Raw genomic sequence first — 13,106 nt, 5'->3', positions numbered from 1 at the left:
CGGCGGCTCCAGCGGCTACCGCGGCCGGGGCGACAGCGACCTGCTCAAGGCCCAGGTGTACCACCCGGATTCCATGCCCGGACCACTCCGGGCCGCGACCAGGGTAGGCCCGGACCCCGGAAGCCGCGTCGGACCACCGTCGACAGCGGCGGTCCGACGGCGAGCGGGGCGCCGGCGCGAGCCGAGCGGAAGTCCGGCCGTGGAAGACGTGCGGACCGGAGGCGACGGGCGAGCCAGGAACATCACTCCACGACGACTTCCACATTCTGTTGAAGTCCCCTTGACGCCCGCCGGGCCCGACCCTACCGTGTTTCCACATACAGAAACCCTTCTTCCGTATGGTGGAATTCAGGAGATGAGCCCTCCGAGCCACTGCGGGCCGACGCAGGAGAGACCCGATGCCTCGTATGACAGCCGCCCGCGCGGCCGTGGAGATCCTCAAGCTCGAAGGCGTCGATGTCGCCTTCGGTGTCCCGGGTGCCGCCATCAACCCCTTCTACGCCGCCCTCAAGGCCTCCGGCGGGATCAGGCACACCCTGGCCCGGCACGTCGAGGGCGCCTCGCACATGGCCGAGGGCTTCACCCGTGCCAAGGCCGGCAACATCGGCGTGTGCATCGGCACCTCGGGCCCGGCCGGCACCGACATGATCACCGGCCTGTACTCGGCGATCGCCGACTCCGTCCCGATCCTGTGCATCACCGGCCAGGCCCCGGTCGCCCGCCTCCACAAGGAGGACTTCCAGGCCGTCGACATCGCCTCGATCGCCAAGCCGGTCACCAAGGCCGCCACCACCGTCCTGGAGGCCGCCCAGGTCCCCGGCGTGTTCCAGCAGGCCTTCCACCTGATGCGCTCCGGCCGTCCCGGCCCGGTCCTGATCGACCTGCCGATCGACGTCCAGCTGACCGAGATCGACTTCGACCCGGAGGCCTACCAGCCGCTGCCGATCTACAAGCCGACCGCCAACCGGATCCAGATCCGGAAGGCCATCGCGCTGCTCCAGGAGTCCGAGCGCCCGCTGATCGTGGCCGGCGGCGGCGTCATCAACGCCGACGCGGCCGAGCTGCTGCTCGAGTTCGCCGAGCTGACCGGCGTCCCGGTCGTCCCGACCCTGATGGGCTGGGGCATCGTCCCGGACGACCACGAGCTGAACGCCGGCATGGTCGGCCTGCAGACCTCGCACCGCTACGGCAACGAGAACTTCCTCGCCTCCGACTTCGTCCTCGGCATCGGCAACCGCTGGGCCAACCGCCACACCGGCGGGCTGGACGTCTACACGGCGGGCCGCAAGTTCGTCCACGTCGACGTCGAGCCCACCCAGATCGGCAAGATCTTCGCCCCCGACCTCGGCATCGCCTCCGACGCCAAGGCCGCGCTGGAGCTGTTCGTCGAGGCCGCCCGCGAGCTCAAGGCCGCCGGCACCCTCAAGGACCGCAGCGCCTGGGCCGCCTCCACCCAGGAGCGCAAGGCCCGGCTGCAGCGCCGCACCCACTTCGACAACGTGCCGCTCAAGCCGCAGCGCGTCTACGAGGAGATGAACCGCGCCTTCGGCCCGGAGACCCGGTACGTCACCACCATCGGCCTCTCCCAGATCGCGGGCGCGCAGATGCTGCACGTCTACCGGCCGCGGCACTGGATCAACTGCGGCCAGGCCGGCCCGCTGGGCTGGACCATCCCGGCCGCGCTGGGCGTCGCCACCGCCGACCCCGAGGGCCAGATCGTCGCGCTCTCCGGCGACTACGACTTCCAGTTCATGGTCGAGGAGCTGGCGGTCGGCGCCCAGCACCGGATCCCGTACGTCCACGTGCTGGTCAACAACTCCTACCTGGGCCTGATCCGCCAGGCGCAGCGGGGTTTCGACATCGACTTCCAGGTCAAGCTGGAGTTCGAGAACATCAACGCCCCCGAGCTGGGCGTCTACGGCGTCGACCACGTCAAGGTCGCCGAGGGCCTGGGCTGCAAGGCGATCCGGGTCACCGAGCCGGAGGGCCTGCTGCCGGCCTTCGAGGAGGCCAAGAAGCTGGCGGCCGAGTTCCGCGTCCCGGTCGTGGTCGAGGCGATCCTGGAGCGGGTCACCAACATCTCGATGTCCGCCGCCGACATCGACAAGGTCAACGAGTTCGAGGAGTTGGCCACCCTCCCCGAGCACGCGCCGACCGCGATCAAGCCGCTGGCACTGTAGCCCCGCAGGTGCGGGGGCGTACGAGCCGCTCCGTACGCCCCCGCCCCCGCGGAACACCGGCCGGGCCGGACGGAACACCGGCGGCGCCGGCACGGTTGAGCTGTCGGGGGCCGCTACGGTGTGCCCGGGCGAGACCCCCGCTGCCAACCTGCCGAAAGGACCACCACCGTGAGCCTGTACGACATCCCGCTGCGCACCCTGACCGGCGAGCCCGCCTCGCTGGGCGACCACAAGGGCAAGGCGCTGCTGATCGTCAACGTCGCGTCCAAGTGCGGCCTGACCCCGCAGTACACCGGCCTGGAGAACCTCCAGAAGCGGTACGCCGAGCGCGGGTTCACCGTGCTGGGCTTCCCGTGCAACCAGTTCGCCGGGCAGGAGCCGGGCAGCGCCGAGGAGATCCAGAGCTTCTGCTCCACCACCTACGGCGTGACCTTCCCGCTGTTCGAGAAGATCGACGTCAACGGCGACGACCGGCACCCGCTGTACCAGCAGCTGACCGCGGTCGCGGACGCCGAGGGCGAGGCCGGTGACGTCAGCTGGAACTTCGAGAAGTTCCTGATCTCGCCGGACGGCACGGTGGCCGCCCGGATCCGGCCGCGGACCGCGCCGGAGTCGGACGAGCTGATCGCCGCGATCGAGGCCGTGCTGCCGGCCTGACGCCGCCGCACCCAGCGCTGAGGGCCGCCCCCGGGCGGCCCTCAGCCGTGCGGGGCGACGCAGCCGTGCGGGGCGACGCAGCCATGCCGGGCGACGCTCGTGAGTTCCGCGCCGCCGTTACAGCAACAGCCGGGTGCCCGGCGGGAGTTCGCCATCCCGCTCGGCGTCGCGCAGGTGCGCCAGCAGGGTGTCGCGCAGGGCCTCCGCGGCCCGGGTGAGCGGCACCTCGTGGCCGTGGGCGACGGCGATGGTGCGCCCCAGGCCCGGCCCGGCGAAGGGCGTGACGGACAGCCCCGAGCGGGCCGCGACCATGCCGGGCACCACCGCGGGCCCGAGCCCCGCCCGGACGAAGCCCAGCACCGCGTCCATCTCGCCGCCCTCGACGGCGAACTCCGGCTCGAAGCCGGCCGCCCGGCAGGCCGCCAGGGCCGCCTCGCGGACGTCGTAGCCCTCCCGGAACATCACCAGCGGCCGCCCGTCCAGCTCGGCCACCCGCACCGTGCGCCGGGGCCGGCGCCCGCCGCCCAGCCCCTCGGCCGAGACCAGCACCAGTTCCTCGTGCAGCAGTTCGGTGACGGCGAGGGCGGGCTCGGCCTCCCCGCTGGTCGGGGTGATGATCAGCGCCAGGTCCAGCTCCCCCGCCGCCAGCCAGCGCACCAGGTCGCGCGAGCCGCCCTCGCGCACCCCCAGCGCGACACCCGGGTAGCGGTCCCGGAACACCCGCAGCACGTCCGGCACCAGGCTGGTGCACAGGCTCGGCGGGGCGCCCAGCCGGACCCGGCCGCGGCGCAGCTGCACCGTCTCCTGGACGGCGAGCCGGGCGCTCTCGGTGTCCGCGAGGATGCGCCGGGCGAGCGGCAGCAGGGCGTCCCCGGCGTCGGTCAGGGCGATGTTGCCGCGCGTGCGGTGGAACAGCTCGGCCCCCAACTCCCTTTCCAGCGAACGGATCTGCTGGGAGAGCGAGGGCTGGGCGACATGCGCCGCCTCGGCCGCGCGGGTGAAGTGGCGGGTCTCGGCGACGGCCAGGAAGTAGCGGAGTTGCTGGAGCTGCACACGACCAGGCTACGCCGCGTCGATAGGCTCCGGCTATCGTCACCAGCCGCAGCATGTCTTGGACGTACCCTTGCGACCGTCCCTACCGTTGCTGCCATGACAACCGCGACTCGGACGGGCCGGCATCCGTCCACCTTGGCGACCCTGTGGCGGTCGACCGTCGGCAAGAAGGCGGTCATGGCCGTCACCGGACTGGCGATGCTGCTGTACCTGGTCGCGCACATGCTGGGCAACCTCAAGGTCTTCTTCGGCCCCGACGACATCAACGGCTACGCGGCCTGGCTGCGCACCATCGGCCAACCCTTCCTGGGCCACGAGTGGTTCCTGTGGATCGCCCGGGTGGGGCTGGTGGCCGCCGTCGTGCTGCACGGCGTCTCCGCGTACCAGCTCAGCCGCCGGGATCTCGCCGCCCGCCCGAGCAAGTACGTGCACCGGCGCCGCCGGGCCAGCTACGCGACCCGCACCATGCGCTGGGGCGGGGTGATCCTGGCGCTGTTCATCGTCTGGCACATCCTCGACCTCACCACGCTCACCGTGAACCCGGTCGCCGAGCACGGCCACGTCTACCAGAACGTGGTCGGCACCTTCGGCCGCTGGTACAGCGATGTGTTCTACATCCTCGCGGTGGTGGCCCTGGGCTTCCACATCCGGCACGGCTTCTGGAGCGCCGCGCAGACCCTCGGCGCCAACAACGCCCGCCGCGACAAGGCGCTCAAGCTGACGGCCAATGGCCTGGCGCTGGTGCTGACCGCGGGCTTCCTGTCCGTCCCCCTGGCCGTGATGTTCGGAGTGGTGAAGTGAGCAGCGCCGACGTGAACAGCTACCTGGACTACGCGATCGGCTCGCCGGTCGCCGACACCAAGGCCCCCGCCGGGCCGATCGAACAGCGCTGGGACCAGCGCCGGTTCGACGCCAAGCTGGTCAACCCGGCCAACCGGCGCAAGCACACCGTGATCGTGGTCGGCACCGGCCTGGCCGGCGGCGCGGCCGGCGCCACCCTCGCCGAACAGGGCTACCACGTCGTCCAGTTCTGCTTCCAGGACTCCCCGCGGCGCGCCCACTCGATCGCCGCCCAGGGCGGCATCAACGCGGCCAAGAACTACCGCAACGACGGCGACTCCGTCCGCCGGCTGTTCTACGACACCGTCAAGGGCGGCGACTTCCGGGCCCGCGAGTCCAATGTGCACCGGCTCGCCCAGGTGTCGGTGGAGATCATCGACCAGTGCGTGGCCCAGGGCGTGCCCTTCGCCCGCGAGTACGGCGGCCTGCTGGACACCCGCTCCTTCGGCGGCGTGCAGGTCTCCCGCACCTTCTACGCCCGCGGCCAGACCGGCCAGCAGCTGCTGCTCGGCGCCTACCAGGCGCTCTCCCAGCAGATCGCCGCCGGGAACGTGGAGCTCCACCCGCGCACCGAGATGGTCGACCTGCTGGTGGTCGACGGCCGGGCCCGCGGCATCGTCGCCCGCGACCTGGTCACCGGGGAGATCCGCTCGTACACCGCGGACGCGGTCGTCCTCGCCACCGGCGGCTACGGCAACGTCTTCTACCTCTCCACCAACGCCAAGAACTCCAACGCCACCGCGATCTGGCGGGCCCACCGGCGCGGCGCCTACTTCGCCAACCCGTGCTTCACCCAGATCCACCCCACCTGCATCCCGCGCTCCGGCGACCACCAGTCCAAGCTCACCCTGATGAGCGAGTCGCTGCGCAACGACGGCCGGATCTGGGTGCCCAAGGCCCAGGGCGACACCCGCCCGCCCGGGCAGATCCCGGAGGAGGAGCGGGACTACTACCTGGAGCGGATCTACCCCTCCTTCGGCAACCTGGTGCCCCGCGACATCGCCTCCCGGGCCGCCAAGAACGTCTGCGACGAGGGCCGCGGCGTCGGCCCCGGCGGCCAGGGCGTGTACCTGGACTTCGCCGACGCGATCCGCCGGCTGGGCCGGGACGCCGTCGAGGCCAAGTACGGCAACCTCTTCGACATGTACGAGCGGATCACCGCCGAGGACCCGTACCGGGTGCCGATGCGGATCTACCCGGCGATCCACTACACGATGGGCGGGCTCTGGGTCGACTACGACCTCCAGACCACCGTGCCCGGCCTCTTCGCGATCGGGGAGGCCAACTTCTCCGACCACGGCGCCAACCGGCTCGGCGCCAGCGCGCTGATGCAGGGCCTCGCCGACGGCTACTTCGTCCTGCCGCCCACCATCAACGACTACCTGGCCCGCAACCCGGTGGCCGCAGTGCCCGCCGACCACCCGGTGCTCACCGAGGTCGAGGCGGAGGTCGAGGACCGGCTCAACCTGATCCTCTCCGTCGACGGCGACCGCACCCCGGACTCCTTCCACCGCGAACTCGGCGAACTGCTCTGGGACGAGTGCGGGATGGCCCGCGACGAGGCCGGGCTCAAGCGCGCCCTGGCCCGGATCCCGCGGCTGCGCGAGGAGTTCTGGCGCCGGATCAAGGTGCCCGGCACCGGCCAGGAGCTCAACCAGTCGCTGGAGAAGGCCAACCGACTGGTCGACTACTTCGAGCTGGCCGAGCTGATGTGCCTGGACGCGCTGCACCGCGCCGAGTCCTGCGGCGGCCACTTCCGCACCGAGAGCCAGACCCCCGACGGCGAGGCCGCCCGGCGCGACGAGGACTTCGGCTACGCCGCCGCCTGGGAGTTCACCGCCACCGGCGAGGCGCCCGTCCTCCACCGCGAGCACCTCGACTTCGAGCACGTCCACCCCACCCAGCGGAGCTACGCATGAACCTCACCCTGCGCATCTGGCGCCAGGCGGGCCCGGACGCACCCGGCTCGATGACCACCTACCAGGTCAGCGGCATCAGCCCGGACATGTCCTTCCTGGAGATGCTGGACACCCTCAACGAGGAGCTGATCACCCGCGGCGACCAGCCGGTCGCCTTCGACCACGACTGCCGCGAGGGCATCTGCGGCGCCTGCGGCATGGTCATCAACGGCCAGGCGCACGGCCCCGAGCGCACCACCACCTGCCAGTTGCACATGCGGCACTTCCGGGACGGCGACACCATCGACGTCGAACCCTGGCGGGCCTCGGCCTTCCCGGTGGTCAAGGACCTCGTCGTGGACCGCTCCGCCTTCGACCGGATCATCGGCTCCGGCGGCTACATCACCGCCCCCACCGGCAGCGCCCCCGAGGCGCACGCCACGCCCGTCCCCAAGGAGGCCGCGGACACCGCCTTCGAGCACGCCGAGTGCATCGGCTGCGGCGCCTGCGTGGCCGCCTGCCCGAACGGCTCGGCGATGCTGTTCACCTCCGCCAAGGTGGTGCACCTCAACGTGCTGCCGCAGGGCGCACCGGAACGCTCCGCCCGGGTGCTCGGCATGGTCTCCGCGATGGACGCCGAGGGCTTCGGCGGCTGCACCAACACCGGCGAGTGCGCCACCGCCTGCCCCAAGGGCATCCCGCTGCCCAGCATCGCGGCGATGAACCGGGAGTTCCTGCGGGCCGCCCGCGGCTGACCCCCTCCCCTCCCCCCGAGACGGTCGGCCCCTCGCTCTGGTGCTCAGGCGAGGGGCCGACGCCGTTCTCCGGGGCGTGCGAAGGCAGTTCACGCTCCCCGAACGAGTGGTGGAACGCCGCACGCGGTGCTTCCTGACGGAGAATCGCGCTACGGTGGTGCTCCGCTACGGGAGGACGGCATATGCCTGAGGTTCAGTCCTGTTCCGGCTGCGGCGGGTCCGGGGGGACCCAGAAGACCGAGGCAACGGTCGAACTGGACGAGGAAGGGAGCATGGTGCCCAGCGTTCACACCTTCTGGTCACCCTGCGGTCGGTGCCACGGATCCGGGACGGTGATCGTCGGATGAGGTTGGTCTTCGAGTGCGTCGAGTGCGGTGGGCACTACCTGCCGCCGGAGGGCATGGTCTATCCGGACGGACCGGCCTCGCCGGTCTGGTGCTCCCCCTGTCAGACGTCCAAGCGCACGGCGGGCCTGCGGGAGGACCCACTGCTCGCCCGGGTCGCGCTCGCCGCCGCCCGGGCCGCGCTGGCCCGGCGCGCCGCCGAGGCCGTCGAGCCGGTCCCCGCCGGGCGCGGCGACGTCCGCCCCTCCCGCCCGCCACTGTCCCGGCGGGCCCGCTCCGGCCCCGGCGGGGTGCGCGGCAAGCTGGGCTGAGCAGGCACCCGTAGGGCCCGTCAAGTACCGCTTTCGACAAAGCGCTTGTGCGCGCCAGGACCGTGCTGGTTTATTGTCGTCGCTCGTTTGACAGCCTTGGGGGACTCTCATGCAACCGACCGAACCGGTCGAACCGTCACGGGTCGGGCCGACCGGCTCCACCCCGCTGCCGTACGTCCCGCCGCCGGCCCCGCCGGCCGTGGACGCGGCGGCGCACGCGGTCGGCGCCCCGCCCGGCCCGCCGCCGATGCCCGCGTACGACCCTTCGGCCGTCCGGGTCGCCGTCACCAACCGGATCCTCTGGATCGGTTCGGCGGCGTACCCGCTGGCCACCATCGCCCGGGTCAGCATCACGGTCATCCTTCCCGACGTCCTCGGCGCGATCAGACGGTTCCTCAAGTTCGGCGGGATCGTGGTCCTGGCCGCGCTGGTCATCGCCGGGCTCGACGCCCTGGCCAACTCCTCCCGCTCCTCCGGCTTCGGCAGCAGCGACAAGGGCACCAGCACGGGCGCCATCGTGGTGGTGACGCTGCTCCTGGTGGTGGGCTACTTCCTGCTCGCCACCCTGCCGGTCCTGCTCCAGCGGCGGCTGCACGCACTGACCGTCGACACCGCCGGCCCGCCGACCGCGCTGCTCGCCTGGAAGGACGAGAAGCACGCGTACGAGCTCCAGGCCCGGATCACCCACGCGATCGAGAACCCGCAGACCGAGTTCCAGCAGTTCGTCAGCAACGTCATGGTGGACCTGCGGCACTACCAGTTCGGCGACAACGTCAACATTTACGGCGGCCAGGGACACACGGGGGTCATCAAATGAGCGGCAGCGGATCGCGGTTCCACTTCGGCGACAACGTCACCGTGCACGGCGGCCAGGGCAACATCGGCATCCAGCACAACCACGGCCCGGCCGGCGACCAGGCCCTGCCGCCGGAGCTCGCCGCGCTGTTCGCGCAGCTCACCGTCCTGGTCACCGAGCTGGCCCGGGACGCCCGGCTACCCGAGGAGGACCGGCAGAGCCTCCAGGAGACCCTGCCGGTGCTCAGCGACCCGGCCGGCCAGGAGCGCCGCAGCTGGCGCAACACCCTCCACCTGGTCGCCGGGCTGACCAGGGAGCTGGGCGAGGTCGCCGCGCCCGCGCTGGGGCTGGCGACCCAGCTGCTGGCGCTGATCAGCGGCCGCTGAGGACTGCTACGGCGCGGTGTCCGCGAGGACGCGTTCCACCGGTCGACCAGGCCCGCCGGGCGGCCCGGCTCAGAACAGCGCCTCCTGGGTGTCCGGCTCCGGCGGGCGGACCCGTTCCTCCAGGGCCAGCCCCTCGGAGGCCCGGCCGGCCACCGGCGTGAGCGTCCAGCCGGTCAGCCGCCGGGTGTCCAGCAGCAGCGGACCGGAGCCGTCCGGCTGGTCCAGGAACAGGTGCCGGCCCACGGGCGGCCGCAGCGTGCCCGCGATCACCGCGCCCGCGGCCAGGCCGACCACCTCCCGGTAGGCCTCGGGGGCGCCGCCGGCCAGGCCGTAGCGCTCCACGTGGTCCACCACCGGGCGGTCCGCGAGCAGCTCCACGGCGTGCCCCTCCAGCAGCCGGTGCGCCCGGGCCCGGGCCTCGGTGAGCACCGTACGGCGATAGGGCGCGTCGCCGTGCACCCACCAGTGGTCCGTCTTGAGCCGGGACTTGAACCGCTCGCGCGCCATCCCCGAGGCGGCGACCGTGAGTTCCGCGCGGCGCACCGCGGGCAGGCCGCCGCGCGCGGTGAACGCGTAGGCCAGCGCGCCCTGTTCGAGCAGGCGGCTGTCGCCGCGCTGCTCGGCGGTCAGGCCCACCTTCAACAGGCCCTCGCCGAACCAGGCGAGGTAGAGCAGGTACGTCCGGCCGTCGTCGAGGATCTGGTCCCGGGCGAGGGCCAGGCCGCGGTCCACGCTCTGGCAGGCCGGGCACTGGGTGGCGCTGCCGCCCGGGTCGACCACCGCGTGGTGCGGGCAGGGCGTGCGCTCCGTCGCCCCCGCCAGCCAGGCCCCCACACAGCGGCGCGGCCCGCCGAGCAACCAGCCCACCTCCGCACCCGGCGCGACGGCCCGCTCATGGACCCGCCCGTCGCGCACGGCCCCGAGCAGCGCCCGGCCCTCGTGCCAGCTCAGGCCGGTGGACACCCACCCGGCGGGCCGGTCCGGGTGCTGCGGTGCGGGGATCGTCACGGGCATCCCTTCCTGGAGGGTCTTCGATCCGGCCAGGCTACCCGGCGCCACTGACACTGATAGTCGTAAGTGGGTCTCCGGTGGTCGTGGCTCTGCCACTGACCGACGCCCTGCTGGGCTGTCCTCGGGTTGTTCTGTCCGGCTGCCGGGGCCCGTTCCCAAGGCCCCGGCCGGGTGGATGGTCGAGACCCTGGTCCACCTGCACGACGTCACCCGCGGCCTCGGCCTCCCCTGGGAACCGCCCGCCGACCGCCACCACGACGACCGGACAGCCCCGCAGCTCGCGGGGGCTTGGCCCGGCGGGGCGTCCACGTTCTATTGTGGCGGGCGCGGTCGACGGTGGTGCCGGGAGGTGGCGCGGAGCGGCCGGGTCGGAGTGAGCGCGAAGGGGTGGCTGGTGGCGGGGCGGCGGAACAGCGGGGTGCTGACGGTCTGGGCGGAGGCGCAGCGGCAACAGCAGCGCCGGGAGGAGGCCCGTTGGCGTGCCGAGGCGGCGGAGTTGCGCCGGCACGAGCGGGCCCAGCGCGAGGCGCAGCGGGCCGCCGCCCGGGACGAGCGGGAGGCGCAGCGCGCGTACCAGCAGTCGCGGGAGGCGGAGGCGGCCCGGCAGACGGCGGAACTGGACGCCCGGGTCGAGGAGTTGCGCGGGCTGCTGGCGGCCGGGTTGGCCGCGCCCGCGTTCGGGCCGCAGGCCCTGCTCGCGCCGCGCCCGGTGCCGCCGTTCGATCCGGGGCCGTTGGGCGAGCCGGTGCCGATGCCGGACCAGACGTCCGCCGCCTACCACGTGCCGCCGCCGGACGCGGCGCAGGCCCGCAACGCCGGGGTGCGCCGGCAGTACGAGCAGTACCTGGCGCAGGCCCGGGCCCGGTTCGAGCAGGACTGGTACGCCGCGCAGGCCCGGGAGGCGGACCGGCAGGGCCGGTTGGCCGCGTACCACCAGGAGTACCTGGTGTGGGCGGAGCGCTTCCGCCGCCAGGAGGCGGAGCGCGGGGCCGGCACCGAGGAGTTGTTGCGGCGGCTGCGGGCGGGTGAGCCGGAGGCGGTGCAGGAGTACTTCACCGCGGGCCTGTACGCCTCCTCGGCCTGGCCGGAGGGCTTCCCGCACCGGCTGGTGGCGGCCTGGGAGATGTCGAGCCGTCAGCTGGTGGTGAACTGGGAGCTGCCGGGCCCGGACGTGGTGCCGGCGGCCGGCCGGGTGCGGTACGTGAAGGCGGACGACCGCGAGGCGGAGGTGGCCCGTCCGGCGACCGAGCGCAAGGCGCTGTACCGGGAGGTGCTGGCGCAGTCGGCGCTGCGGGTGGCGGCGGAGCTGTTCCGGGCGGACCGGGACGGGATGCTGGACTCGGTGGTGGTGAACGGCTTCGTGCTGGGCATCGACCCGGCGACGGGCCGGGAGGCCGAGCGCTTCCTGTCCACGCTGACCGCGACCCGGGCCGAGTTCGCGGGGCTGGCGCTGGACCGGGTGGCGCCGGTGGAGTGCTTCCAGGGGTTGGGCGGCAGGCTGTCGGCGCGGCCCGAGCGGCTGGACGAGGTGAAGCCGGACCGGCTGCCGGAGTCGGTGGGCGGGAGCCTGGCCGGGCACTTCGGCGAGGACGACCCGGACCTGTTCGAGATGGACCCGCTGGAGTTCGAGGACCTGATCGCCGAGCTGTTCCGGCTGCGCGGTTTCCGGGTCATGACCACGGCCCGCAGCGGCGACGTCGGGGTGGACGTGGTCGCCGAGGACCTGGACCCGGTGACCGGCGGCAAGATCGTGATCCAGGCGAAGCGCTACAAGAAGACCGTCCCGCCGACGGCCGTGCGCGACCTCGAGTCCACCGTGCGCCACCACGGCGCGATCAAGGGCATCCTGGTGACCACGGCGGGCTTCGGCAAGGGCTCGTACAGCTACATCGAGGGCAAGCCGCTGACCCTGGTGAGCGGGCCGGAGCTGGTGGGGCTGCTCGCCGAGCAGGGGCTGCGCGGGCGGCTCGGCGGCGGTGCGGACGCGGCGCCCGAGCCCGCGCCGACCGGCGGGACGACCGCCGGCACGACCGCCGAGCCGGCCGCCCCGCAGAGCAGGGTCACGGTGAGCTGGCAGAGCCGTACGGCCGGCGGGGATCCGGTGGAGCTGGACGTCACGGCGTTCCTGTGTGCCCGCGGCCGGGTGCTCAGCGACGAGCACTTCGTGTTCTTCAACAACCCGCAGGACCCGGACGGCGCCGTCCGGCTGCACCCGACCCACTCGGTGCCGGGCGAGCCCGCCCGGGCGGCCCGGCTGAGCCTGGACCTGCACCGGCTGCCGGCCGCGGTGGACGAGGTGGTGCTGGCGGTCTCCACCGAGGAGGAGGAGCACCCGGCGCTGCCGCTCGGCTACGTGTACGGGCTGGCCGTCGCGGCGGAGTACGGGCCGGGCGCGGCCGGTCCGGCCAAGTGGCCGGGGGCGAACGGTGGCGTCCCGGACTCGGCGATGCTGCTCGGGAGCTTCCGCCGGGCGGCCGCGGGCTGGCAGTTCGAGCCCTCCGCACGGGCGGTGACGAACGGTCTGGCGGGGCTGGCGACCGCCTTCGGCGTCGCGGTGGAGTGACCGCCGGGGACTTTGGTCCCGACATCTGGTCCCCGGCCGAGGCCCGCGCCCGTCCCCTCCGGGGACATGTCATACCTGAGGAGGAGACTGCCCCCGCCGCCCCGCCGGGTCGACGGGGGCCGGTCGTCTTCCCGGCATACGCGTCGGGCGCGAACCGCTTGGAAGGATGGATCGGTAGGAAAATCCGATTCGTTCCTAGGAGCCCCCGTGACCTTCCCCGCAACCGCCGTCCGTACCGGCCTGGCGGCCGCCCGCGCCACCGGCCTGAACAAGGTCTACGGGGAGGGGGAGACCCGGGTCGTCGCCCTGGAC

General features: G+C 73.0%; 11 protein-coding genes and 1 pseudogene. 10 read left to right on the top strand and 2 right to left on the bottom strand.

What is annotated here, in order from left to right; genetic code table 11:
* Nucleotides 1–398: 398 nt before the first annotated feature.
* Both gcl and ABTY61_RS41320 read left to right on the top strand, forming a co-directional pair.
* Nucleotides 399–2,180, top strand: a complete 1,782-nt coding sequence (gene gcl / locus ABTY61_RS41325; protein WP_350510405.1) for a glyoxylate carboligase — start codon at nt 399–401, stop codon at nt 2,178–2,180.
* Nucleotides 2,181–2,348: 168 nt separating this feature from the next.
* Nucleotides 2,349–2,837 carry a glutathione peroxidase gene (locus ABTY61_RS41320; protein WP_350510404.1) on the top strand — a complete coding sequence of 163 codons (489 nt, stop codon included), beginning with the start codon at nt 2,349–2,351 and terminating at the stop codon, nt 2,835–2,837.
* Nucleotides 2,838–2,954: 117 nt separating this feature from the next.
* On the opposite strand, the gene ABTY61_RS41315 is transcribed toward ABTY61_RS41320, so the two are convergent.
* On the bottom strand, nt 2,955–3,890 hold the full coding sequence (locus ABTY61_RS41315; protein ID WP_350510403.1) for a LysR family transcriptional regulator: 936 nt from the start codon (nt 3,888–3,890) through the stop codon (nt 2,955–2,957).
* A 96-nt stretch (nt 3,891–3,986) separates the two neighbouring features.
* On the opposite strand from ABTY61_RS41315, the gene ABTY61_RS41310 reads away from it, so the two are divergent.
* From ABTY61_RS41310 to ABTY61_RS41285, 6 genes are all read left to right on the top strand, one after another.
* Entirely contained in the window at nt 3,987–4,691 is a 705-nt protein-coding gene (locus ABTY61_RS41310) for a succinate dehydrogenase cytochrome b subunit (RefSeq protein ID WP_350510402.1), read from the top strand.
* An 11-nt stretch (nt 4,692–4,702) separates the two neighbouring features.
* On the top strand, nt 4,703–6,649 hold the full coding sequence (locus ABTY61_RS41305) for a fumarate reductase/succinate dehydrogenase flavoprotein subunit (protein WP_350510406.1): 1,947 nt from the start codon (nt 4,703–4,705) through the stop codon (nt 6,647–6,649).
* On the top strand, nt 6,646–7,383 hold the full coding sequence (locus tag ABTY61_RS41300) for a succinate dehydrogenase/fumarate reductase iron-sulfur subunit (protein WP_350510401.1): 738 nt from the start codon (nt 6,646–6,648) through the stop codon (nt 7,381–7,383). Before ABTY61_RS41305 ends, ABTY61_RS41300 begins: the two co-directional genes overlap by 4 nt.
* A 343-nt stretch (nt 7,384–7,726) precedes the next feature.
* Nucleotides 7,727–8,038 (top strand): hypothetical protein, encoded by a 312-nt coding sequence (locus ABTY61_RS41295; RefSeq protein WP_350510400.1) that lies wholly within the window; start codon nt 7,727–7,729, stop codon nt 8,036–8,038.
* A gap of 109 nt (nt 8,039–8,147) precedes the next feature.
* Nucleotides 8,148–8,855 (top strand): DUF6232 family protein, encoded by a 708-nt coding sequence (locus tag ABTY61_RS41290; RefSeq protein ID WP_350510399.1) that lies wholly within the window; start codon nt 8,148–8,150, stop codon nt 8,853–8,855.
* A complete protein-coding gene (locus ABTY61_RS41285) occupies nt 8,852–9,220 on the top strand; it encodes a hypothetical protein (protein WP_350510398.1) in 369 nt (122 codons plus the stop codon). The genes ABTY61_RS41290 and ABTY61_RS41285 overlap by 4 nt, the downstream gene beginning before the upstream one ends.
* Before the next feature lie 69 nt (nt 9,221–9,289).
* Here the strand turns inward: ABTY61_RS41285 and ABTY61_RS41280 are convergent, their stop codons facing one another.
* Nucleotides 9,290–10,228 carry a DUF2797 domain-containing protein gene (locus ABTY61_RS41280; RefSeq protein ID WP_350510397.1) on the bottom strand — a complete coding sequence of 313 codons (939 nt, stop codon included), beginning with the start codon at nt 10,226–10,228 and terminating at the stop codon, nt 9,290–9,292.
* A gap of 178 nt (nt 10,229–10,406) precedes the next feature.
* Here ABTY61_RS41280 and ABTY61_RS41275 point away from each other — a divergent pair, with 178 nt between their 5' ends.
* Nucleotides 10,407–12,794, top strand: coding sequence for a restriction endonuclease (locus tag ABTY61_RS41275; protein WP_350510396.1), 2,388 nt, complete (start codon nt 10,407–10,409; stop codon nt 12,792–12,794).
* A 207-nt stretch (nt 12,795–13,001) separates the two neighbouring features.
* Nucleotides 13,002–13,106, top strand: a pseudogene (locus ABTY61_RS41270) (ABC transporter ATP-binding protein); the annotation flags it as partial.

This window comes from Kitasatospora sp. NPDC096128 (genome assembly GCF_040303105.1).
GTDB lineage: Bacteria > Actinomycetota > Actinomycetes > Streptomycetales > Streptomycetaceae > Kitasatospora.
The sequence above is the reverse complement of the archived record's forward strand: the minus strand, read 5'-3'. Positions and strand labels throughout refer to the sequence as shown.

Excerpts from the sequence above, each read along its gene's own strand:
- gcl (WP_350510405.1), top strand. The coding sequence starts at position 399 with ATGCCTCGTATGACAGCCGCCCGCGCGGCCGTGGAGATCCTCAAGCTC.
- ABTY61_RS41310 (WP_350510402.1), top strand. The coding sequence starts at position 3,987 with ATGACAACCGCGACTCGGACGGGCCGGCATCCGTCCACCTTGGCGACC.
- ABTY61_RS41300 (WP_350510401.1), top strand. The coding sequence starts at position 6,646 with ATGAACCTCACCCTGCGCATCTGGCGCCAGGCGGGCCCGGACGCACCC.
- ABTY61_RS41295 (WP_350510400.1), top strand. The coding sequence starts at position 7,727 with ATGAGGTTGGTCTTCGAGTGCGTCGAGTGCGGTGGGCACTACCTGCCG.
- ABTY61_RS41290 (WP_350510399.1), top strand. The coding sequence starts at position 8,148 with ATGCAACCGACCGAACCGGTCGAACCGTCACGGGTCGGGCCGACCGGC.
- ABTY61_RS41285 (WP_350510398.1), top strand. The coding sequence starts at position 8,852 with ATGAGCGGCAGCGGATCGCGGTTCCACTTCGGCGACAACGTCACCGTG.
- ABTY61_RS41275 (WP_350510396.1), top strand. The coding sequence starts at position 10,407 with ATGGTCGAGACCCTGGTCCACCTGCACGACGTCACCCGCGGCCTCGGC.